20 protein-coding genes are annotated in these 20,407 nt (G+C 71.4%); 6 read left to right on the forward strand and 14 right to left on the reverse strand.

Annotated elements, in window-relative coordinates:
* Positions 1-62: 62 nt before the first annotated feature.
* The 6 genes from ACWGKQ_RS45510 to ACWGKQ_RS45535 form a co-directional block, all read right to left on the reverse strand.
* Complete coding sequence (locus tag ACWGKQ_RS45510; protein ID WP_453297962.1) at positions 63-1,013, reverse strand: catechol 2,3-dioxygenase; 951 nt, start codon at positions 1,011-1,013, stop codon at positions 63-65.
* Positions 994-2,112: a 4-oxalomesaconate tautomerase gene (locus ACWGKQ_RS45515; protein WP_453297963.1), complete on the reverse strand. Its 1,119-nt coding sequence runs from the start codon at positions 2,110-2,112 to the stop codon at positions 994-996. The genes ACWGKQ_RS45510 and ACWGKQ_RS45515 overlap by 20 nt, the downstream gene beginning before the upstream one ends.
* The gene (locus tag ACWGKQ_RS45520; RefSeq protein WP_453297964.1) at positions 2,109-2,813 is read right to left on the reverse strand and encodes a 4-carboxy-4-hydroxy-2-oxoadipate aldolase/oxaloacetate decarboxylase; all 705 of its coding nucleotides are present in this window, start codon (positions 2,811-2,813) and stop codon (positions 2,109-2,111) included. The genes ACWGKQ_RS45515 and ACWGKQ_RS45520 overlap by 4 nt, the downstream gene beginning before the upstream one ends.
* A complete protein-coding gene (locus ACWGKQ_RS45525) occupies positions 2,810-3,565 on the reverse strand; it encodes a PIG-L deacetylase family protein (RefSeq protein WP_453297965.1) in 756 nt (251 codons plus the stop codon). The genes ACWGKQ_RS45520 and ACWGKQ_RS45525 overlap by 4 nt, the downstream gene beginning before the upstream one ends.
* 52 nt (positions 3,566-3,617) lie before the next feature.
* A complete protein-coding gene (locus ACWGKQ_RS45530) occupies positions 3,618-4,268 on the reverse strand; it encodes a GntR family transcriptional regulator (protein ID WP_453297966.1) in 651 nt (216 codons plus the stop codon).
* A 104-nt stretch (positions 4,269-4,372) separates the two neighbouring features.
* Positions 4,373-5,230: a LysR family transcriptional regulator gene (locus tag ACWGKQ_RS45535; protein WP_453297967.1), complete on the reverse strand. Its 858-nt coding sequence runs from the start codon at positions 5,228-5,230 to the stop codon at positions 4,373-4,375.
* Between the two features lie 140 nt (positions 5,231-5,370).
* On the opposite strand from ACWGKQ_RS45535, the gene ACWGKQ_RS45540 reads away from it, so the two are divergent.
* Positions 5,371-6,183 (forward strand): EamA family transporter, encoded by an 813-nt coding sequence (locus ACWGKQ_RS45540; RefSeq protein ID WP_453297994.1) that lies wholly within the window; start codon positions 5,371-5,373, stop codon positions 6,181-6,183.
* A 79-nt stretch (positions 6,184-6,262) separates the two neighbouring features.
* On the opposite strand, the gene ACWGKQ_RS45545 is transcribed toward ACWGKQ_RS45540, so the two are convergent.
* The 4 genes from ACWGKQ_RS45545 to ACWGKQ_RS45560 all read right to left on the reverse strand — a co-directional run bounded on the left by ACWGKQ_RS45545 (position 6,263) and on the right by ACWGKQ_RS45560 (position 9,893).
* Positions 6,263-7,423 (reverse strand): NAD(P)/FAD-dependent oxidoreductase, encoded by a 1,161-nt coding sequence (locus tag ACWGKQ_RS45545; protein WP_453297968.1) that lies wholly within the window; start codon positions 7,421-7,423, stop codon positions 6,263-6,265.
* Positions 7,420-7,617 carry a ferredoxin gene (locus tag ACWGKQ_RS45550; protein WP_453297969.1) on the reverse strand — a complete coding sequence of 66 codons (198 nt, stop codon included), beginning with the start codon at positions 7,615-7,617 and terminating at the stop codon, positions 7,420-7,422. Before ACWGKQ_RS45550 ends, ACWGKQ_RS45545 begins: the two co-directional genes overlap by 4 nt.
* Before the next feature lie 32 nt (positions 7,618-7,649).
* On the reverse strand, positions 7,650-8,879 hold the full coding sequence (locus ACWGKQ_RS45555) for a cytochrome P450 (protein WP_453297970.1): 1,230 nt from the start codon (positions 8,877-8,879) through the stop codon (positions 7,650-7,652).
* A 288-nt stretch (positions 8,880-9,167) separates the two neighbouring features.
* The gene (locus ACWGKQ_RS45560) at positions 9,168-9,893 is read right to left on the reverse strand and encodes a response regulator transcription factor (RefSeq protein WP_453297971.1); all 726 of its coding nucleotides are present in this window, start codon (positions 9,891-9,893) and stop codon (positions 9,168-9,170) included.
* 696 nt (positions 9,894-10,589) lie between these two features.
* Here ACWGKQ_RS45560 and ACWGKQ_RS45565 point away from each other — a divergent pair.
* Both ACWGKQ_RS45565 and ACWGKQ_RS45570 read left to right on the forward strand, forming a co-directional pair.
* On the forward strand, positions 10,590-11,288 hold the full coding sequence (locus ACWGKQ_RS45565) for a DUF6230 family protein (protein ID WP_453297972.1): 699 nt from the start codon (positions 10,590-10,592) through the stop codon (positions 11,286-11,288).
* A complete protein-coding gene (locus ACWGKQ_RS45570) occupies positions 11,288-11,725 on the forward strand; it encodes a DUF6114 domain-containing protein (protein WP_453297973.1) in 438 nt (145 codons plus the stop codon). The genes ACWGKQ_RS45565 and ACWGKQ_RS45570 overlap by 1 nt, the downstream gene beginning before the upstream one ends.
* Positions 11,726-11,813: 88 nt before the next feature.
* On the opposite strand, the gene ACWGKQ_RS45575 is transcribed toward ACWGKQ_RS45570, so the two are convergent.
* Positions 11,814-12,350, reverse strand: coding sequence for an SMI1/KNR4 family protein (locus ACWGKQ_RS45575; RefSeq protein WP_453297974.1), 537 nt, complete (start codon positions 12,348-12,350; stop codon positions 11,814-11,816).
* A 198-nt stretch (positions 12,351-12,548) separates the two neighbouring features.
* On the opposite strand from ACWGKQ_RS45575, the gene ACWGKQ_RS45580 reads away from it, so the two are divergent.
* Positions 12,549-13,004, forward strand: a complete 456-nt coding sequence (locus ACWGKQ_RS45580; RefSeq protein WP_453297975.1) for a tellurite resistance TerB family protein — start codon at positions 12,549-12,551, stop codon at positions 13,002-13,004.
* A 24-nt stretch (positions 13,005-13,028) separates the two neighbouring features.
* On the opposite strand, the gene ACWGKQ_RS45585 is transcribed toward ACWGKQ_RS45580, so the two are convergent.
* The 3 genes from ACWGKQ_RS45585 to ACWGKQ_RS45595 form a co-directional block, all read right to left on the reverse strand.
* Entirely contained in the window at positions 13,029-14,393 is a 1,365-nt protein-coding gene (locus ACWGKQ_RS45585; protein ID WP_453297976.1) for an MFS transporter, read from the reverse strand.
* A 201-nt stretch (positions 14,394-14,594) separates the two neighbouring features.
* Positions 14,595-16,076, reverse strand: a complete 1,482-nt coding sequence (locus ACWGKQ_RS45590) for an aromatic amino acid lyase (protein WP_453297977.1) — start codon at positions 16,074-16,076, stop codon at positions 14,595-14,597.
* A gap of 13 nt (positions 16,077-16,089) precedes the next feature.
* The gene (locus tag ACWGKQ_RS45595; protein ID WP_453297978.1) at positions 16,090-17,052 is read right to left on the reverse strand and encodes an ABC transporter substrate-binding protein; all 963 of its coding nucleotides are present in this window, start codon (positions 17,050-17,052) and stop codon (positions 16,090-16,092) included.
* Positions 17,053-17,410: 358 nt separating this feature from the next.
* Between ACWGKQ_RS45595 and ACWGKQ_RS45600 the strand changes: the two genes are divergently transcribed.
* Both ACWGKQ_RS45600 and ACWGKQ_RS45605 read left to right on the forward strand, forming a co-directional pair.
* Entirely contained in the window at positions 17,411-19,924 is a 2,514-nt protein-coding gene (locus ACWGKQ_RS45600) for an ATP-binding protein (protein ID WP_453297979.1), read from the forward strand.
* Positions 19,921-20,397 (forward strand): roadblock/LC7 domain-containing protein, encoded by a 477-nt coding sequence (locus ACWGKQ_RS45605; RefSeq protein ID WP_453297980.1) that lies wholly within the window; start codon positions 19,921-19,923, stop codon positions 20,395-20,397. The genes ACWGKQ_RS45600 and ACWGKQ_RS45605 overlap by 4 nt, the downstream gene beginning before the upstream one ends.
* Positions 20,398-20,407: the final 10 nt, after the last annotated feature.

Raw genomic sequence — 20,407 nt, forward strand, 5'->3', positions numbered from 1 at the left:
CAATGGGGGGGGGGCCCCGCGACACGGCGCGCCGCCCACCCCCCCCAGAGGCCGAAACCGGATCAGCCGACCGGCGGCGTCCCGTGCGTGTGGAAGGACGCGATCGTCTTGAGCCCCCATGCCTGCCCCTTGGCCCGCTCTGCCTCGGTCCAGGTGACCAGCGGCCAGTCGGGGGCCAGCACCAGCCGGGTGAGCGGGTTGCACAGCTCGATGCGGTTGCCGCCGGGCTCGTAGACGTACAGGAAGAACGTCTGCTGGATGGCGTGCTTGTGCGGGCCGGTCTCTATGAACACGCCGGTGTCGATGGCCAGGTCGGCCGCGCGCAGGATGTCCTCGCGGGTGTCGGTCGCGAAGGCGATGTGGTGCAGCCGCCCGGTCGAGCCGGTCCAGTCGGAGGTGTAGACGACGTCGTACGACTTGTGGGTGAAGGTCAGCCAGCGGGCCGCGATCGTCCCGTTGTCGAGGCGGACCTGCTCGGTCGGCCTGGCGCCCAGCACGTGTTCCTGGAACTCGGAGTTGGCGAGCACGTCGGCGGCCAGGAAGTTGACGTGGTCCAGGCGGCGCACGCCGACGCCCCGGTTGGGCTTGGCCTGCGGCTGGTTCTTCAGCGCGGGCTTCAGCTCGTCCGGTGCCCGGTAGTGCTCGCTCTCCCAGTAGAGGGCGTGCTCGTGGCCGTCCGGGTCGGTGGTGACGTACAGCTTGCCGAGGCCGGGCTCGTCCTCCACCCAGTGGCCGGTGCCGCCGGACTCCTCGATCGCCTTGACACGGCGATGGAGGGCCTCCTCGCTGGAGGTGCGCAGGGCGAGCCGGCCGAGGCCCGGCCGGTCGCGGGCGGTGAGGACCAGGCTGTGGTGCTCGTAGTCGTCATACGTCCGCAGATAGACGGTGTCGCCGTCCTGGCCGTTGACGGTCAGTCCGACGTAGTCGGTGAAGAAGGCGACGCTGGCGTCCAGGTCCGGGGTGAACAGCTGGGCATGGCCGATATGGGCGATGTCACCGAGGGGCGGAGCCATCGTTGCCTCCTTGAGGTCGTGCGGGAAGGGCGGCGGCGCGCGCGAAGACGGTGCCGTCGAAGATCTTGCGGGCGGTGCGGACGACCGCGGTACGGCGGGCGGCCGGCGGGGAACCGCCGGACCCGGGGTCGACGCTGGTGTCGATCTCCAGGAATCCGGTGGGGTGTTCGATGCGGACCCGGTCGCCGTGGTCCGGGAGCCGGGCGATCCCCTCCGCCACGCTGCCGGGCAGCCTGAGTCCCGCGGCCACGCTCGCGGCGCCGAGGACGCCGATCGAGGTGTGGCAGCGGACGGGGATGAAGGTCCGGGTGGTGACCGCGCCGCCGTCGCGGGGCGGGGCGAGCAGGCTGAGCTTGGGCACGGTGGCGGTCTCGACGTCCCCGAGGCCCATCAGCTTCCCCGCCGCCAGCCGGATCTCGTGCAGCCGGTCGGCGAGCGCCAGGTCCTCCTCCAAGTCCCCGGGCGCCTCGTACCCGGTGACGCCGAGGGCGCTCGCCGCGATGAGTACGGTCGGCATGCCGTTGTCGACGCAGGTCACCGCGGTGTCCGCGACGGTGTCCCGGACGTTGCCGGTGGGCAGCAGCGGGCTCCCGCCGGCCGGGAACTCGATCACCACCGGGGCGGCCGTGCCGGGCACCCCGGAGATCTCGGCGTCGCCGGTGTAGTCGACGCGCCCGCCCGGGGTCGGGAAGGTGGCGACGGCCGACTCCCCCGTGTTGAGCATCCGGATCCGTACCGAGGTCTCGCCGTCACCGGGCGCCACGAGCCCCCGCTCCACTGCGAACGGGCCGACCCCGGCGAGGATGTTCCCGCAGTTCTGACGGTCGGTCACCTCCGGCCGGTCGACGGCGACTTGGAGGAAGAGGTAGTCGACGTCCGCCTCCGGGTCGTCCGACACCGAGACCACCGCCACCTTGCTGGTGAGGGGGTGCGCCCCGCCCAGGCCGTCGATCTGGCGCGGGTCCGGGCTGCCCATCACCCGCAGCAGCAGGTCGTCGCGGGCGGCGGGGTCGGCAGGCAGGTCCTCGGCCAGGAAGTAGGCGCCCTTGGAGGTGCCGCCGCGCATCAGCATGCAGCGCACCTCCGCGGGCCCGGTCACTTGGTGTGCTCCTCGTACTCCTCGTACGTCTTGTACTCGACGCCGAGCCGCTGAAGGGTCTCCCGCAGTCCGTAGCGGTCCAGGCCCAGCTGGCCGTCGAGGAACGCGGCGCGGGTCGCGGCCTCCTTAGCCTCGCGGGCCTCGGACTTCTCGACCGTCTCACGGGCGCGTTCGCGGGGTACGACCACGACACCGTCGTCGTCCGCGAGGATCACGTCCCCCGGGTTGATCACCTGTCCGTCGACGGCGATCGGCACGTTGACCGAGCCACCGGTGGCCTTGACCGTGCCCTGCGAGGAGACCGCCCGGGACCAGGCGGGAAAGCCCATGTCCCGCAGCTCCTGGGTGTCGCGGATGCCGGTGTTCAGGACGACCCCGCGCACCCCGCGCTGTTTCAGCGCGGTCGCGAACAGTTCGCCGAACAGCCCGTCCGTGCAGGGCGAGGTGGTGGTCACGACCAGGATGTCGCCCTCGCCGCACTGCTCGACGGCCGCGTGGATCATGAGGTTGTCGCCGGGCCAGCTGAGCACGGTGACGGCCGTGCCGGCCACCCGCACGCCCTGCTGGATCGGCCGGATCCCCGGGCCCAGCAGGCCGGTCCGGCCCATCGCCTCGCTCACGGTGGCGACGCCGAAGCCGGCGAGGGCGTCCACGTCCTTCAGCTCCGCCTTCGGCGGGTGGGTGACGATCACGCCGCTCATGCCAGCTCCTGCGCGATCTGCGGGAACGGGCGCATGAACGCCTCGGCCATGGTGTTGTGCGCCAGGCCCAGGTTGGGGCCGGCGTTCCGCTTGAGCTGGGTGCCCCGGCGGACGGCGAGGTCGGTGTAGTAGGCCCACAGGTGCTGCTGGGCGCCGAGGCACTCCATCGCCTTGCGCTTGGTGTCCCAGACCTCGGTGATGTCGAGCAGGACCTCGGGCCGGAAGCCGCTCATCTCGGGCTGGTGCGGCTCGAAGTAGAAGACCGGCGGGGCGCCGATGATGTCGCCCGCGCCCGGGTAGCCGATGGCCTGGGCGAGGATGCGGGCCTCCAGGGCCATGCGGTTGGCGGCCGGGTGGTCGCCGTTGTACGGGTCCTCGACGGGGTGGGTGAGCACGACGTCGGGCTGGGTCTCGCGGTAGACGGCGACCAGCTGGTCGGTCAGCTCGGCGGTGGCGACCAGCGGGTAGTCGCCCGCGTCGAAGAACCGGACCTCGGCGCCGAGCGCGGCGGCGGCCTTCTCCGCCTCCTCCCGGCGTATCGCCTTGATCTCCGCCAGGTTCCTGCCCTCGCGCCACGCCTTGGCGGACTCGCCGCGCTCGCCGAAGGTCAGACACGCGATGGTGACCTTCTCGCCCCGGGACGCGGCCAGGGCGATGGCTCCACCCGCCCGCCACACGAAGTCCCCGGCATGCGCGGTGACGACCAGGGTGGATCGCGGTGGGGCTTCGGCGGGCGCGTTGGCGTGCGTCATTGAAAAACTCTCCTTGGTGGACAGATGTGCGCCCACCCAGCCCCGGGCGTGCTCAGTCGCTCAGTGCGTCGATCACGCTCGTGAGGTGGGCGCGGACGGCCGCCTCGGCCGCCTGCGGGTCCCTGGCCCTGATCGCTTCGATCATCGCCAGATGCTGGTTCAGGGATTGCTGCGGACGCCCCGGGCGCAGCGCCAACTGGAAGCGGTGCCGCACCAGTTGGGCGTTGAGCCGCTCCAGCAGCTCCACGGCGGTCTGCTGGCCGGAGATCACCCGGATCTTGTCGTGGAGTGCGTGGTTGAGCTCGGAGTAGGTGACCGGTTCGCCGTCGGCGACGGCCTTGGTCATGGCCTCCCCGAGGTCCGCGAGTTCGGTGAGCTGCTCGTCGCTGGCCGCGACGGCCGCCTTGGCCGCGCACAGTCCCTCCAGGACCATGCGGCACTCGGTGATCGCGACCGCTTCCTCCACGGTCACCACCCGCACCCGTGAGCCCCGGTTACGGATCCGCTCGACCAGTCCCTGGGCCTCCAGATCGATCAGTGCCGCGCGGATGCTGGCCCGCGTCACACCGAACTCCTCGGCGAGTTCGTTCTCCACCAGCCGCTGGGCCGGGGCCATCTCGCCGTGCAGGATCGCCTGCCGCAGCAGCGTGAACGCATGCTGCTTGGCCTGCTCTCCGGTGCTCGGACGGGCTTCTTTCGGCATTGCGCCCTCCCTGAGTGAGTGCCTGTCGAACGTAAATCTAGCCAAACAAGATTGTCAACAATTTTGTCTGCCGTATTGCCGGGGCAATCCGGCGGACGGTGTGCTCAGCCGGCCCGGTACAGCTCACTGAGCAGTTCGAGAACGGCCTGGTGGGCGGGGTGCGGGTCGTCCCGCCACCAGGCCAGCCGGACGGCGACCGGCTCGGCGTCCCGGACCGGCCGGTAGACGATGCCGGGCCGCGGGTACTGGTTGGCGGTCGACTCGGCGGTCACACCGACCGCACGGCCCGCCCCGATGGCGGTGAGCCAGTCGTCGACGTCGTGCGTCTCCTCGACGACCGGCCGCGACTCCGGCGGCCACAGCTCCGGGGTGGTGGTGCCGGTACGCCGGTCCACCAGGAGTATCCGGCCGGTCAGGTCGGCAAGGCGTACGGTGCGGCGCCGGGCCAGCGGATCGTCGGCGGCCAGCGCGCACAGCCGCCGCTCCAGCCCGACGAGGGCCGAGTCGAACCGCCGGTCATCAAGCGGCCGCCGCAGCACCGCGAGATCACAGGCTCCTTCGGCCAGTCCCGCGGACGCCGCGTTCACCCGCACGAGTTGGAGTTCGGTCCCGGGGTGCGCGGCCCGCCAGCCGCGCTGGAAGGCCACGGTGTGCCGCCCCACCGCCGACCAGGCGTACCCGATCCGCAACCGCGAGGGCACCGAGACGGCCTCCTCCACCAGACCGGCGACCTCCGCCAGCACCCGCCGGGCCCGCTCCACCACCCGCACCCCGGCCGCCGTCGGCGTCACCGCACGCGAGGTCCGCCGCAACAACCTCACTCCCAGGGCCCGTTCGAGCCCCGCCAGGGTGCGGGAGACGGCCGCCTGGGACACCCCGAGGGCGATCGCGGCATCGGTGAAGGTGCCCTCGTCGACGATGGCGACGAGGCAGCGCAGCTGCCGCAGCTCGACCTCATCCATACGCACAGCGTATAGATCCCCGGGCGCATGCATTTTGCGCAAGAGCCGGCCGGGCGGACTCTCCTCCCATGCGACGAGCCCTCGAACGCCCGGTCTCCTCCCCCGCGGTCTCCCCCTCCGCGCCGACCCGGCTCTCCGGCGTGGCGACCATGTTCGCCAGCGGCCTGTCCAACCAGACCGGCGCGGCCATCGGCTCCCTCGCCTTCCCGGTCCTCGGCCCGCTCGGGGTGGTGGCGGTACGCCAGTACGTGGCCGCACTCGTCCTGGTCGCCGTCGGGCGGCCCCGCCCGCGGGACTTCACCTGGCGGCAGTGGTGGCCGGTACTGCTGCTCGCACTGGTCTTCGGCACGATGAACCTGACCCTGTACACCGCGATCGACCGGGTCGGCCTGGGCCTGGCGGTCACCCTGGAGTTCCTGGGTCCGCTGACCATCGCGCTCACCGCGTCCCGCCGCCGGCTGGACGCGGGGTGCGCGGTGCTGGCGGCGGCGGGCGTGGTGGTGCTGATGCGCCCGCAGCCGACGACCGACTACGCGGGCATGGCCCTGGGCCTGGTGGCCGCGGCCTGCTGGGCGTCGTACATCCTGCTCAACCGGGTGGTCGGACACCGCATACCGGGGGCACAGGGCCCGGCGACGGCAGCGAGCGTGTCGGCACTGACGTTCCTGCCGGTCGGCATCCTGGTCGCGGTACGCCACCCACCGACGGCCGCCGCCGTCCTGTGCGCGGTGGCGGCGGGCGTCCTGTCCTCGGCCGTCCCGTACCTGGCCGACCTCCTCACCCTCCGCAAGGTCCCGGCCCAGACCTTCGGCCTGTTCATGAGCGTCAACCCGGTCCTGGCGGCGGTGGTGGGGTGGGTGGTGCTGGGGCAGGGCCTGGGGGTGCCGGAGTGGGCGGGGATCGGGGCGGTTGTGGCCGCAAACGCGCTCAGCATTGCAGCGAGGGCCGGCTGAGGGCGCCCCGTAAGGGGCGCGGGGAACTGCGCGACCAGCCCCCACCGGCCCGCAGACCGCGAACCACCTACCCCACCCCCTACTTCACGGCCTCCCCCCACTCCGCCCCCACTGCAATCGCCTGCCGCCACCCCCGCATCACCTTCGGCGGCATCCCCACCGCCAGCACCCCGCTCAACCGCTCCCCCCTCCGATACCCGGCGACGAACCGCCCCTCCGCCAACTCCCCCTCCACGACCCGCACTTCCTCGTGCCCCCGCAGATACCCGTACGCCTGGATCTTCATCTCGTACTGGTCGGACCAGAAGTACGGCACCGGTGCGAACGCCTTGCGCGCCCCGGGATTGAGGAGATTGCGCGCCGCGGCCATCCCCTGCTCCGCCGCGTTGGTCCGGTGCTCGATCCGCATCGAGACCCCGAACAGCGGGTTGTACCAACGGGCGACGTCACCCGCCGCGTACACCCCCCGCGCGGCCTCGCAGTACTCGTCGCAGACGACCCCGTCGCCCACGGTCAGCCCGCTGTCGGCCAGCCACTCGACGTTGGGCAGCGAACCGATCGCCACCAGCACCTCGTCGGCCTCGATCTCCGTCCCGTCGGCCAGCCGCACCCCTTCCTCGGTCACCTCGGTCACCTTGACCCCGGTCCGCAGGTCAACGCCCCGCTCCAGATGGGCCCGGGACAGCACCCGGCCCACCTCCTCGCCGACCGCGTGCGCGAGCGGCACCGGCGCCGGTTCCAGCAGGGTCACCTGGGCCCCCAGCCGCCGGGCGACCGCCGCGGCCTCGGCACCGAGGAACCCGGCGCCGACCACCACCAGCCGCTGCCCGGGACCGAGCCGCTCCCGCAGGGTGAGCGCGTCGTCGAGGGTGCGCAGCACATGCGCTCCCTCTCCGGGCAGCCGGCGCGGCCGGACCCCCGTGGCCACGATCAGCCCGTCGTAGGGCAGCGCCGAGCCGTCGGCCAGACGCACCGTACGGTCCGCCACGTCCAGCCCGCTCGCCGCCACCCCGAGCCGCAACTCCAGTCCCAGAGCGTCGAGTTCGGTCGGCGCCCGCAGTGTCACCCGGTCCGGCGTCCATTCGGCCGACAGCACCTGCTTGGACAGCGGGGGCCGGTCGTACGGGGTGCGGGACTCGTCGCCGACGAGGGTCAGCGTGCCGTCGTAGCCCTCGCGGCGAAGCGTCTCGACCGCCGCGAGTCCGGCCGCGGAGGCCCCGACGACCACGATCCGGTTCACTCCGCCACCAGTCGGATCGCGGCGGCCGGACAGATCGCCACGGCCTCCCGGACGGCGTCCAGGGTGTCCCCGGCGGGATTCTCGTCCACGACGAAGGCGATGCCGTCCTCGTCCCGCTGGTCGAACACCTCGGGGGCGGCGAGCACGCACTGCCCGGATGCGACGCACTTCGGTTCGTCCAGTTCGACATGCATGGTGTTCTCCTTGCTGTGGGTGGGGGGTGGGGTCACCAGGTGACCGGGAGTTCGTAGACGCCGTAGACGGATCCGTCGTGCTTGAAGGGCAGTTCGCCGATGCCGGCGGCGAGCCGGAGGCCGGGTACGCGGCGGTAGAGGGTGCCGTAGACGACCTGGAGCTCCATCCGGGCCAGTGGCTGGCCCAGGCACTGGTGCACTCCGAAGCCGAAGGCGACATGGCGGCGGGCGTCGCGGGTGAGGTCGAGGCGGTCGGGGTCGGGGAAGGCCTCGGGGTCGCGGTTGGCGATGTCGTTCGGCATGATCACGCCCTCACCGGCCCGGATCAGCTGGCCGGCGACCTCGATGTCCGCGAGGACCGCCCGGCGCCGGCCGCCGTGCACGATGCTCAGGTAGCGGAGCAGCTCCTCCACCGAGGACGCGATCAGCTTCGGGTCGTCGGTGTCCCGCAACAGGGCCAGCTGTTCCGGGTGTTCGAGGAGGGCGAGGGTGCCGAGGGCGATCATGTTGGCGGTGGTCTCGTGACCGGCGAGCAGCAGCAGGACGCCCATCTGCGCGGCGCCGGTCCGGGTCAGCTCGCCCGACTCGACCCGGGCCACCAGCCCGGAGAGCAGGTCGTCGCCCGGTTGCGCCATCTTCTCGCCCATCAGCGCGTCGAGGTAGCCGATCAGCCTCCCGTGGGCGGCCATCCGGTCCTCCATGGCCGCGTCCCGCTTGATGAGGATCTTGCTGTTCTCCTGGAAGAAGTCGTGGTCGTCGTAGGGCACTCCGAGCAGCGCGCAGATGACGAGCGAGGGCACCGGGAGTGCGAACGCCTCGACGAGGTCGACGGGTTTCGGGCCGGCCAGCATTTCGTCGATCAGGTCGTCGACGATCTTCTGCACGGCCGGGCGCAGCGCCTCGACGCGTTTGATCGCGAACGGTGCGGTGACCATGCGGCGCAGCCGGGCGTGCTCGGGGTCGTCCATCAGGATGAAGCTGATGTTGTTCTTGCCGTTGCTGGGGGCCTGGAGCGGATATCCGGGCCGGGTGAGGTCAGCGCTGACCCGGGGGTCGAGCAGCACGGCACGCTGGTCGGCGTACCGGGTGAGCAGCCAGTAGTCCTTGCCGTCCCAGAGCCGGACCTTGGTGAGCGGCCCCTCCTCCTGGGCGGCGCTCAGGGCCGGGGGCGGGTCGAAGGGGCAGCCGGCGGCCCGGGGCATCGGGAACTCGGGGACCGGTGCGGAGGGGCCGGGTGCGGTGCCGGTCGTGGTGTCGGCCATCTCTGTCTCCTCGGTGGGGGGATGAGCATATGCAAACAGCCTGGGCTGACCACTTCCGGTCAGTTCCCTGACATCGGGCTGACGTGATCCAGGTCTCAGAGGGGTGTCACCGCCATAACCCGCGTATCGGACGGAAATCGTGAACTCTCCTATAAGCAACTGGAGTTGACGTCAGGGGCGATATGGCGCACCCACCCGACGATCGGCCACCCCCCTTGCCTCGACAGCCACGCCGGACACACAACGCGACTGCACTGGAATTTGCCCATGGATTCCATCGCGAATCCGTCACCCGGGCTCCGACGACTCCCCCAGCCAGTAGCCGAACCCCCGCCTCGTATGGATCAGTGCGGGGCCGCTGCGGTCGACCTTGCGTCTGAGCCGGGAGACCAGTTGCTCGATGGCGTTGCCGTCCCGGAACTCCCCCCAGACGTGGCGGCCGATCTGCTCCTTGGACAGCACCTTCTGGGCGTTGACCAGGAGGTGGCGCAGCAGCCGGTACTCGGCGGGGGTGAGGTCGAGGGTGCGGCCGCCCCGGCGGGCCCGGCAGGTGCCGTCGTCCAGCACCAGGTCGGCATGGTCCAGCGTGCCGCCCGGCCGGCCACCGTCGCCCACGTCCCGGAGCAGGACCTTGGTCCGGGCGAGGACCTCGGCGATCCGGACGGGCTTGGTGACGTAGTCCCGTTCACCGGCGCCGAGTTCGGGTACCAGCCGGGCCAGCGAGTCACAGGCGGCCAGCACGAGGACCGGCGGCCGGTAGGCCGGTGTGAAGCGCCCGCCCCGGGCGAGGTCGTCGAGGCCGGGCAGTTCCGCGTCGATGACGACCAGGTCGAACCGGTGCTCCGCGAGCCGTCGCGCCACCTCGGCGGCGCTGCCCGCCGCACCGGTCCGGTAGCCCGCCAACTCCAGGGTGGAGGTGAGGAGTTCGGCGGTGTCCGGGGCTCCGGCGGCGACCAGCAGCCGCTGTCCGCCGCCTCGGGCGAGCGCTTGGGGTGCGGGAGAGCTGCCATACACGGGGTGACCCATTCGTTCGAGGCGCCGGCAATTCGCTTGCTTGACTCAAGTAAGCCACATATGCTTGCCTAACTCAAGTAACCGGGGTCGTCCTGAGCGGAGGCCACCCCGGGGGCCTGCCCGGCGGCGGGGGGGGGGGGGGGGCCGCGTCGCCCGCGCGGGCGTGGGCGGGCCCCACCCCCCCTCGCCGTCGGTCCGGGGCCGCCAACGGCAGCCAGGCCGGACACCGGCCGAAAGCCTGGGGGGGTTAGGCCTCCGACCGGGCCGGTCAAGGGCGTTCGGGCAGGGCCCCTGGGGGGAAGCGACCGTGCCCACGCCGCTGAGCGGAGCGGTGATCGAGAAGGCCGGGAAGCGGTCGATGCCGCTCGGCGGATCCGGCGCCACGGATCCAAAGGAAACAGGGAGAGTTGTAGACCTGATCACCCGTCAACGTCAAGGCCGATCAAGACAGTTGAGCAGTCGATCATGGGAATGCATGGTCGGAACATAATTGACGCGAATTCAACACCCTTTTTTCACAACTGTCTTGACCCTGAAAAGTAACCGCCGGTAACTTTCGGCTTGGCTACTGCTGCGTAACGAGAAAGCCCTTGCGCCCGCCGGGAGTTGTGAGGAGGCGTGCGCGGCAGCCGCTGTCCGCGCCAGGACAACGTGCCACTGAAGCCCAACCCGCGTGACTAATGCATGGGAGCAGACATGGCCGAGTCCCCGGACGTTCCGTCCGCCGACAACACGCCTGAGAGCCCGGGAAGCGGCTCTCTTTCCGAAACACCTGACACCACCGGGGGCACCGGAGGGGCACCGAGACGAGGACGGGTCCGGGCACGCCGGGCCGCCGTGATGGCCGTGCCGGCCACGCTGGGCCTCGCCGGCCTCGCGGTCCTGACCGCCCAGGGGGCGCTGGGGGTGTCGTTCTCCATCTCCGGCATGCCCTTCACGGTCACCGCCAAGTCGCTCGACGGCACCGGCTTCGAGCAGTTCGGCGCGCTCGACAGCATGGCCGACGGCAGCCCGAACGCCGGTGACACCGGCGGCCAGGTACTGGTCGTCACCTCCGCCATCAAGAACGCGACCCTGGACAGCCTGTGCCAGAGCGTCGACCTCGGCGGCACCAACCTGCTCATCAAGGCGGGCAGCGGCTCGTCGAAGGTGCAGGCGACCGACCTGACCACCGACTCGACCGAGCTGTCGGGCGACGCGTCCTTCAACAACATCGAGATCGGCAACGACGCGAGCACCCTCAACAAGGCCGGGGTCAAGGGACCCATCGGCGTCTTCAGCCAGCAGGCCGACACCGTGCACATCGACAGCCTGCGGCAGACCAACTACGCGACCACCGCAGGGGTGTTCAAGCTTCCCGGCCTGAAACTCAGCTTCAGCAGCTCGGGTTGCTGATGTCCGGCACGGACACTCCACATGAGGGGTGGCGGCCCGCCTTCCGCGGTTGGCGGGCCCGTCGGCCGTTCTGGGGCGGTCTGCTGCTGGCCCTGGGTGGCGGGTGGATCCTGCTCACCGAGAAGGCCTCGCTGAAGGTCGTCATACATATAGGCATGCAGGGTGTGGTGGGCTATCTGCTGCCGGTGGTCATGCTGCTGTGCGGCCTGCTGACCCTCTTCAACCCCTCGCAGCGCCTCTTCTACTCCATCCTCGGCGTGCTGTGCTCCCTGGGCAGCTGGGTCACCTCCAACCTGGGCGGTTTCTTCGTCGGCCTCGCCCTCGGGGCCGTCGGCAGCTGCATGGCTTTCGGCTGGCTGCCGGACCAGGAGCCGCGGGTGAGCCGACGGCAACGGAAGAAGCAGGCGCGGGCGACGGACGCCGTACAGGCGCAGTGACGTCCGTTCAAGAACGACGGCCTCCGCACCCTCTCCGCCGACCGGCGGCGGGGGATGCGGAGGCCTCTTTGCGGGAGGCCGACCCGCCTCACGGACCGAGCAGGACCACGGACGCGCCCGGTCCGAGAACGCCGTCGGGCAGCTCGGACCTCTCCCCCGTCCCGTCGAACACGCCGACCAGGAACGCGAGCATGCCGCCCGCGCACTCCCACCAGGCACCGTTGCGCCCGCCGGCGACCACCGGCCACCGCTGCGGATCCGGGCCGGCCGTGCGCCAGTAGAAGGCGTCGCCTTCGAGCGACTCGCCCCACGGCAGCAGCCCTCCCGGCTCCGGGTAGGCCGTGTAGTCCTCGGTGTCGCCGGACTCCTGAAGATCCCGCAGGATGTCGAGGCCGTACCGTACTCCTTCGGCGTACTCCTCCTCCCGCCCGGGCGCCGGACTCCAGATCCGGAGGAACTCGTCGATCTCGACCGGGGGGTAGGCCTCGGCGAACTCCTTGAAGTCCGCCGGCAGGCCGACGCCCAGCGAGCGCTCCAGGCCGGGCCAGTCGACCCGGCGGGCCGAGGCCGGACGCACCGCCCGCAGCCCCTGCATCGTGCGTTCGAGGTCCCAAAGGTTCAGCATGTGCCCTGCCGGCTCGAGTTGTTCCCCACTGCCACATCGAACAGCGGTCCGACCTTGGTACTGGCCGTCATGTCGGGATGCGCAGCCGCACATCCCGCCGGGTCACGGGAACTTATCGGCCGACGCGCAAGTTTCTACGGTGTTGTAGAGGTAATTTTTTGGCAAGCAGGCCTCTTACCGACCGAGGAGTGAGTGCGCATGGCCCTGTGGGACCGCATCAAGGATTCCGCGACGCAGATGCAGACCCAGCTCGTGGCGAAGAAGAACGACCTGAAGAGCAGTGCGTTCCGGGACGCGAGCATGGCGATGTGCGCGCTCGTGGCCGCCGCCGACGGCACCATCGACCCGGCCGAGCGGCAGCGGGTCGCCCAGCTCATCGCCACCAACGAGGTGTTGCAGAACTTCCCGGCGGACGACCTGCGCCGCCGCTTCGAGGAGAACCTGAACAAGCTGACCACCGACTTCGCCTTCGGCAAGGTGAGCGTGCTCCAGGAGGTCGCCAAGGCGAAGAAGAAGCCGGCCGAGGCGCGTGCCGTCATCCAGATCGGCATCGTGATCGGCGGCGCGGACGGCGACTTCGACAAGACCGAGCAGGCCGTGGTCCGCGAGGCGTGCTACACCCTCGACCTGCCGCCGCACGAGTTCGACCTCTGACCGGCGCCCACCGGCCGGGGCGGCTCACATCCGCCGGCTCGTGGCCCAGCAGAGTGCGGTGAGGGCCACGGCCACGGCACAGGCCGCCTCCGCCGAGCCGTCCAGGTAGGCGCTGCCCAGGACCGCCACTCCCAGCGTCGCCCCCAGTTGCTGTACGGCGTTCAGCGCACCCGCCGCCGAGCCGACCTCCTGGGGGCGCAACGGCCGCAGGGCCAGCGTGAAGAAGGCGGGGGTGAACAGGCCCGCGCCGAGGCCGACCAGGGCCAGTGCGGGCAGGAGCGCCCAGGGGTAGCCGGTGGCGGCGGTGGCGTATACGGCCGCGGCGGCCGTCAGGCCCGTGAGCACGAGGGCCAGGCCGTACGGCATCATCCGGCGCCGGGCGCCGCGGCGGCCCGACAGCCATGACGACACCGCCAGGCCCGCCGACCACGGCGTGAGGCTCAGGCCCGCCGCCAGTACACCCTGGCCCGCCTCCAGTTGGAGCTGGAGGACCACCACGGTCATCAGGCCGCTGGTCACCGCGAAGAACGTCGTCGAGGTGGCCAGGGCGGGCGCAAAGCTCCGGTGGGTGAAGAGGGTCGGTTCCAGGAGTGGCGTGGTGGTGCGGCGCTGGTGCAGTGCGAAGGCGGCCAGGACCAGCAGGCCGAGCGCCAGCAAGGCCCAGTCGCGCAGCGGGAGTTCGGTGAGGTTCGTGCCGATCAGTGGGTAGACGAGCAGGCCCGTGCCGGTCGCCGCGAGTGCCGTGCCCGGCCAGTCGAGGGCGGGGCGGTGCGGGGCGCGGTTCTCCGGGAGCCTCGGGGCCAGGGCGAGGACGGCCAGGGCCACGGGGACGTTCACCAGGAAGGCGGCCCGCCAGGAGGAGCCGAACAGGTCGGCGTGGGTGAGGACACCGCCGAGGACCGGGCCGCCGACGGCCGCGAGACCCATCACCGGACCGATGCTGCCCAGTGCGCGGGACAGTTCGTCGCCCTCGAACATCGCCTTGATCAGTCCGACGGTCTGCGGAATGATCACGGCCGCCGCCGCGCCCTGCACCGCGCGGAAGGCGATCAGCAGCTCCGCCGTCGGTGCGAGTGCGCAGGCGACGGACGCCGCGGCGAAGAACGTGACGCCGAGGACGAAGAGCCGGCGGCGGCCCGCGATGTCGCCGAGCCGTCCGCCGGTGATCAGGAGGACCGCGAACGGCAGGGTGTACGCCGTGCTGAACCACTGGACGTCGGAGACGGAGCCGCCGAGGCCGGCGTGCACGGCGGGGGCGGCGACCTGGACGATCGTGGCGTCCAGGAGGTTCATCGCCTCGGCGAGGAGGAGGGCGGCGAGGGCGGGCCAGCGCCAGGGGTAGGGATAGGGGGCCGGGGTGGTGGGGGCGTGGGTGGGTTCGGTTCTCATGGGGGCAGGGTGCGGATCGCAAAGCGGGTGCCGACGGTTCTGGATGGAAAGAGAAGGTTTTCTTCCATCGGCACCGGTGTTTGTGACGGAATCCCACGCGTTGAGAATTGGCCGCGGGTGAGTGGGGGCTGAGCGCGCCCACGCGGCGGAGCCGCAGATTTGATACAGCCCCGCGCCCCTAGGTAGGACAGCTTCGCTCTCTCACAAGTCGGCCAGCATCGGCAGCAGTTCCATCGCCGTCGTCACGTCTCCCGTCAGGGCGCGGTCCTCCATGGCGCCAGGCAGAGCTGCCGCTGCCAGCCTGAACGCGGGGACCGTCGGCTCCACCGGGCCCAGTCGCAACGCCCGTACCGCCATCACCAGTTCGCAGGCCAGCACCACCGGGTACGCCTCGGCCGCCCGTTCGGCCTGTTTCGCCGCCTGGCCCGCGAAGCTCGCCGCCTCCTCCAGGCCGTGGGAGAGGACGGTGTGGCCGGCCGAGGCCGGGGTCGCGCTGGAGCGGAGGTCCGCCAGAGCCGAGTTGGCGGTGTACTCCAGGATCATCGTGCCGGAGCTGCTCACCGGGCCCGCGGTCAGGAAGGCGGGCAGGCTCGTGAGGTCGGCGCGGGTGAGGGCCTGGAGGCGGGCGGCGGAGAGCTGGGCGGTCTGGAGCAGGGCCAGGTCGAGGCCGTCAAGGGCCTGGGCGAGCGGGGCCGCGAAGAAACCGCCGTGGTGGTAGACGTTGCCGTCGGGGGCCAGGACCGGGTTCTCCGTGGGGCAGTTGATCTCCGTCTCGATGATGTGGCGGAGCCGGTCGGCGGCCTCCAGGGCCGTGCCGTGGACCTGGGGGAAGGCGCGGAAGCCGTACGGGTCCTGGATGCGGCGGCCGGTGGTGAGGGGGTGGTCGGGGATCGCGAGGAGGCGTCGTACCTCCGCCGCGGCTCTGGCCGGGCCGGGGTACGGGCGCAGGGCGTGCACCTCGGGCGCGTACGCCTCCGGGGAGCCGGAGACGGCGGCCAGGGAGAGTGCGGCCACGGCGTGGGTGGCCCGCAGCAGTACGTCCAGGTCGTGGCAGGCCAGGGCGGCCCGGCCGAGGGCGAGGGCGTTGCTGCTGAGGAGGGCGAGCGAGTCGCCGGGGCGGAGGCTGACCGGGGCGGGCAGTTCGGTGTCGGGGGACGCCGTGAGCCAGGGGCGTTCGCCGATCAGGGTCAGGCCGGTCTGGGCCAGGGCCGTGAGGTCGCCGGTGCCCACACCGCCGTACTCGTTGATCGCGGGGTGCACGCCGAGGCGCAGGGCCTCGGTCAGCGCCGTGACGAACGCAGGGTGGATGCCGGAGCCGGCGGCCAGCAGCTGGTTGGCCCGGACGGCCATCAGTGCGCGGGCCCGGCGGGCCGGCAGCAGCGGGCCGGCGCCGCCGGCGTGGCTGCGCAGCAGGCGCAGGGTGTGGCCGGCCGCGTCGGACGGGTCGACGATGACGGAGCGGTGGGCGCCCACGCCGGTGCCGCGGCCGTACCAGCGCCCCTGTGCGGCGAGGCGGCCCGCGCTCTCGTGGGCCCGGCGGACCCGGTCGAGCGCCTCGGGCGGTACGACGGGAGCGGCAACGGCGTCGGCGAGCCGGACGAGTCCGGTCAGGCCGAGGCCGTTGCCGTCGAGCACCACACCGGGGTGCGAGGGCACCTGTCTCGGTACGTCGGTGGTGGCCAAGGCAGGTCGCGGGTCAGCTGCTGAGGCCGGCCTTCTTCAGCCAGGCCTGGGCGACGTCCAGCGGGTCCTTGTTGCCCGACTGCACCTGGGTGTCCAGGTCCAGCAGGGTCGCCGTGTCGAGCTTGGCGGAGACCGCGTTGAGGGCGTCCTGGGCCGTCTGGTTCACGGCGCTCTTGTAGACCAGGGGCTGGATGTTCTCGAAGCCGAAGAGGTTCTCCGGGTCCTGGAGGACGACGAACTTCTCCTTGGTGATGGTCGGGTCCGTGCTGAAGATGTCGGCGGCCTGCACCGCGTTCTTCTTCAGGGCGGCCTCGGTGAGCGCGCCGCCCGCGTCGAGCGCCTTGAAGGACTTGAACTCCAGGCCGTACACGGACTTCAGGCCGACCAGGCCCTGCTGGCGGGTCTGGAACTCCGGCGAGGCGCCGATGACCAGGTCCTTGGCGATGTCCTTGAGGTCGGCTATGGAGGACTTCTCGGTGAGGTTGTACTTGGTGGCCGTGGCCGCGTTGACCGTCACCGTGTCCTTGTCCTGCGCGTCCGCCGGGTCCAGCAGCGTCAGCTTGGAGTCGAGCTTGGCCTCGACGGCCTTGGTGGTCTCGTCGACGCTCTTCGGGGTGGCCTTGGGGTCGAGGTAGGCGAGCAGCGCGCCGTTGTACTCGGGCAGGACCGAGATCGAACCGTTCTTGAGCAGACCGTAGGTGGTCTCACGGCTGCCGATGTTCGGCTTGTAAGTGACCTTGACGCCCTTGGCCTTGAGGGCTTCGCCGTAGATGTCGGCGAGCAGGGTGCTCTCGGCGAAGTTGTTGGAGCCGACGACAACGGTGTCCCCGCTCGCCTTGCTGTCGGACAGCGGGTCGGACTTGCTGCCGTCGGAAGAGGAACAGCCCGCCAGCAGGGCCGTCGTCGCGGCGAGCGCGACCGCCGCCACGCCTCGGTATGTCCGGATTGACCTGCTGGGAAGGGTGTTGGAAGTCACGGTTGCCGTTCCGGGAGCTGTGGGAAGGGTGGGGGTGTTGCGAACCGCGCGGGGCCGAATGCGCGCCACGGGGCTGTTGCGAACCACTCCCGACGATCCAATCCAGCCGGTTCTCGGTCAGTCAAGTACCTCCGGGTCACCGATTGGCTTCAATCCGTGGCCAGTTGTGGATGGAGAGCGGTCTCTTTGTAACGGATTCTTGATAAAGAGCAAGCGGAACCGGACTTCAAGAACGCTGTAGTCTCACCGAAGTTGATATCGGTCACAGCGGTGCACGGGGCCCGCTACTCGGTGTCGTTCCGCAACAGCTCGGGGTGAAGACGCCCCCCAGACCAGACACCCTCATGAAGGAGGCCCGGTGTCCACGAACCAGGTGGACGCTCCTGTCCGGCCCGCCCAGGAGCGGGGCGGGGTACGGGGTTTCGCCGACCGTTGGCCCTTCCGGCGCAAGCTCAATCTGCTGGTCGGTGTGCCGCTCGCCGTCATCGCCGTACTCCTGGCGTACGTCTTCACCGACCTGGTGCGGCAGTCCGCCAGCGCGAACGACGCGGCGCAGACGGTCCGGGACAGCACGCAGGTGGCACGACTGGTGGACAAGGTGGAGGCGGAGCACCAGCAGGCGATCCTGCTCTCCGCGCGCTACGAGTCCGGCTACTCCACCCCCTCGTCGGCCGGCTACCTCGCCGCCCAGAAGGCGGTGAACTCCCAGGTCACGAAGGTCCGTGAGGCCTTCGGCGACCGGCTGCCGGACACCGAGGCGGCCGCCCTGCGGCAGGTCGAGGGGCTGTCCAGCCTGCGGGAGTCCGTCGAGCAGGCCTACCTGCCCGCCGACAACATCGACCCGGCCTACACCAACGCGTCCAACGACCTGATCGACGGCCTCGGTCTGGACCGTGACACCAACCTCGCCTCCACCTTCACCGGCAACCTGCTGGACTCGCTGCTGCGCGCGGACGCCGCCCACGGCGCCTTCGAGACCAACGTGCTCGCGGCGACCACCGGCGACACCAACGCCCTGATCGAGTTCACCAACGCGATCGGCGCCTACGACCTCTTCGAGCACCAGGCCGACCGGTTCTCCCGGTTCGCCACCGAGGGCCAGGCCCGGCAGCTGGCCGACGTGGAGCACACCAAGGCGCAGACCACCATCGCCCAGTCCTTCGCCGAACTGCAGATCGACCCGACCAAGCTGGAGTCCGGCAACCAGGACCAGGTCCGGCAGGCCGTCAAGGACGCGCTCTCCGACTACCCGGCCTATCTCGACCAGGCCAGCGCCCGGCTGAACATCACCGCCTCGCTCATCGGCCAGATCGCCGACGGCGCCGACGCCGCCGCCGACTCGGCCAAGTGGCACGCGATCTACCTGCTGAACGTCTCGGTGCTCGGCTTCATCCTGTGGTTCGCCCTCTCGGTGCTGGTGCGCCGCTCGGTGATCCGCCCGGTGCAGGCCCTGACCGGGGTCGCGCACGAGGTCGCCGAGGTGGCGGGCCGCGAACTCGCCCGCGTCGCCGACGACGACGCCGAGGACTCCGGTCCGCCCCGGCTGCGGGACATGCCGGTCACCGCCCGCGACGAGATCGGCGACCTGGCCGAGGCGTTCAACCAGGTGCAGAACACGGCCGCGGCCCTGCTCGAACGGCAGGTGCTCAGCCGCCGCAACACCGCCGAGATGTTCGGCAACGTGGGCCGCCGCGTCAGCAACCTGACCACCCGGCAGCTCGCCTTCATCGACGCGGTGGAGCGGGCCGAGACCGACCCGGCGCTCCTCGAACGCCTCTACTCCATCGACCACATCGCCGTCCGCCTGCGCCGCAACGCCGACAGCCTGATGCTGCTGGCCGGCATCCGCGAGACCGTGCTGGCCGCGGGTCCGACCCCGGTGTCCAACGTCGTCCGGGCTGCACTCGGCCAGATCGAGGGCTACCAGCGGGTACGGCTGTACGCCGGCACGGACGCCATGATCGAGCCGGACATCATCGGCGACCTCACGCTGATGGTGGCCGAACTCCTGGAGAACGCGGTGTCGTTCTCGCCGGCCGGCAGCCCCGTCGAGGTGACCGTCCGCTCCAGCGACGCGGGCGCGCACATCGTCGTCACCGACCACGGCCTCGGTATGAGCGCCGAGCGGCTGGCCGAGGAGAACCAGCGGCTGATCCGCCGTGAGCGCCTCGACCTGGTGCCGACCAAGGTGCTCGGCCTCTTCGTGGTGGGTGCGCTGGCCCGGCGCTGGGAGATCGGCGTCGAGCTGACCCGGACCCCGGGCGGCGGTGTCACCGCCGAGGTGACGCTGCCCGCCCGCCTGTTGCTGACGATGAGCGCGGTGGCGGACACCTCCGGCACCCCGTTCGCCACGGAAGCGAACGCACCGACCGCACCGACCGCACCAGCGGCGACGGCGATACCGGCGGCACCCGCGGCTGCGGCCGAGCCGACCGGCCCGACGCCCGCCGTCACGGTGCCGGCCTGGGCCGAGCCGGAGAGCCCGCTCCCCCGCCGGCTGCCGCGCCGCGATCCGGCCGGCGAGCCGACGGCACCGCAGGCCCCGCTGATCCCGGCCGCGCGCTCCGGCGAGCCCCCCGCGGACTTCGAGGCCGACGCCGACGCCGACTCCGGCGACGGGCCCCGCCCGCTGCGCCGCCGGGTGCGCGGTGCGACCCTCCGTAGCACCGTCGGCGCCGCCCAGAGCCTCGCCCAGGCACCGCGCACCCGCGACGCCGAGGCCGAGCGGGACGCGCTGGACGAGTTCGAGGCGGCGGTGGAGCGCGCCCGGCGCGAGAGCGACACCGGAAGCCACGAGCGGCCCGTGCCGCACATCGACCCCACGTACCCCCCGCAGGACCAGAACCACCTTCCGGAAGGAGCCGAGCAGTGAGCACGTCGACAGGTGACACCCCGACGGGCGGCACCACGCCGACCGACCTGCGCGCGGCCGCAGCCGACTTCACCTGGCTGCTGAACCGCTTCGCCACCGAGACCGCCGGCGTGGTCGACGCGATCGCCGTGTCCTCCGACGGTCTGCTGATCGCGGTATCGGAACTGCGCGAGCGCGCCCACTCCGAGCGGCTGGCCGCGATCGTCTCCGGCATCACCAGCCTGGCCGCCGGCGCCTCCGGCAACTACGGCCTGGGCGCCCTCAACAAGGTCATCATCGACCTGGAGGGCGGCCATGTCATCGTCTCCGCGATCGGCAGCGGCGCCGTGCTCGGCGTGGTCGCCGACAAGGAGGCCAAGCTCGGCAACATCGCCTACGAGATGACCCTGTTCGCCAACCGCGCGGGTGCGGCACTCAGTCCGCAGCTCGTCCTGGAGCTGAAGAACAGCGTCGGCGTCCCACAGACGCGCTGACCGGCACCGC

The sequence above is a fragment of the Streptomyces sp. NPDC054770 genome, from assembly GCF_053611985.1.

Coding starts and splice junctions, on each gene's coding strand:
- ACWGKQ_RS45525 (WP_453297965.1), bottom strand. CDS start 3,565: ATGACGCACGCCAACGCGCCCGCCGAAGCCCCACCGCGATCCACCCTG.
- ACWGKQ_RS45565 (WP_453297972.1), top strand. CDS start 10,590: ATGGCCGAGTCCCCGGACGTTCCGTCCGCCGACAACACGCCTGAGAGC.
- ACWGKQ_RS45585 (WP_453297976.1), bottom strand. CDS start 14,393: ATGAGAACCGAACCCACCCACGCCCCCACCACCCCGGCCCCCTATCCC.
- ACWGKQ_RS45520 (WP_453297964.1), bottom strand. CDS start 2,813: ATGAGCGGCGTGATCGTCACCCACCCGCCGAAGGCGGAGCTGAAGGAC.
- ACWGKQ_RS45570 (WP_453297973.1), top strand. CDS start 11,288: ATGTCCGGCACGGACACTCCACATGAGGGGTGGCGGCCCGCCTTCCGC.
- ACWGKQ_RS45535 (WP_453297967.1), bottom strand. CDS start 5,230: ATGGATGAGGTCGAGCTGCGGCAGCTGCGCTGCCTCGTCGCCATCGTC.
- ACWGKQ_RS45580 (WP_453297975.1), top strand. CDS start 12,549: ATGGCCCTGTGGGACCGCATCAAGGATTCCGCGACGCAGATGCAGACC.
- ACWGKQ_RS45550 (WP_453297969.1), bottom strand. CDS start 7,617: ATGCATGTCGAACTGGACGAACCGAAGTGCGTCGCATCCGGGCAGTGC.
- ACWGKQ_RS45575 (WP_453297974.1), bottom strand. CDS start 12,350: ATGCTGAACCTTTGGGACCTCGAACGCACGATGCAGGGGCTGCGGGCG.
- ACWGKQ_RS45510 (WP_453297962.1), bottom strand. CDS start 1,013: ATGGCTCCGCCCCTCGGTGACATCGCCCATATCGGCCATGCCCAGCTG.
- ACWGKQ_RS45530 (WP_453297966.1), bottom strand. CDS start 4,268: ATGCCGAAAGAAGCCCGTCCGAGCACCGGAGAGCAGGCCAAGCAGCAT.
- ACWGKQ_RS45555 (WP_453297970.1), bottom strand. CDS start 8,879: ATGGCCGACACCACGACCGGCACCGCACCCGGCCCCTCCGCACCGGTC.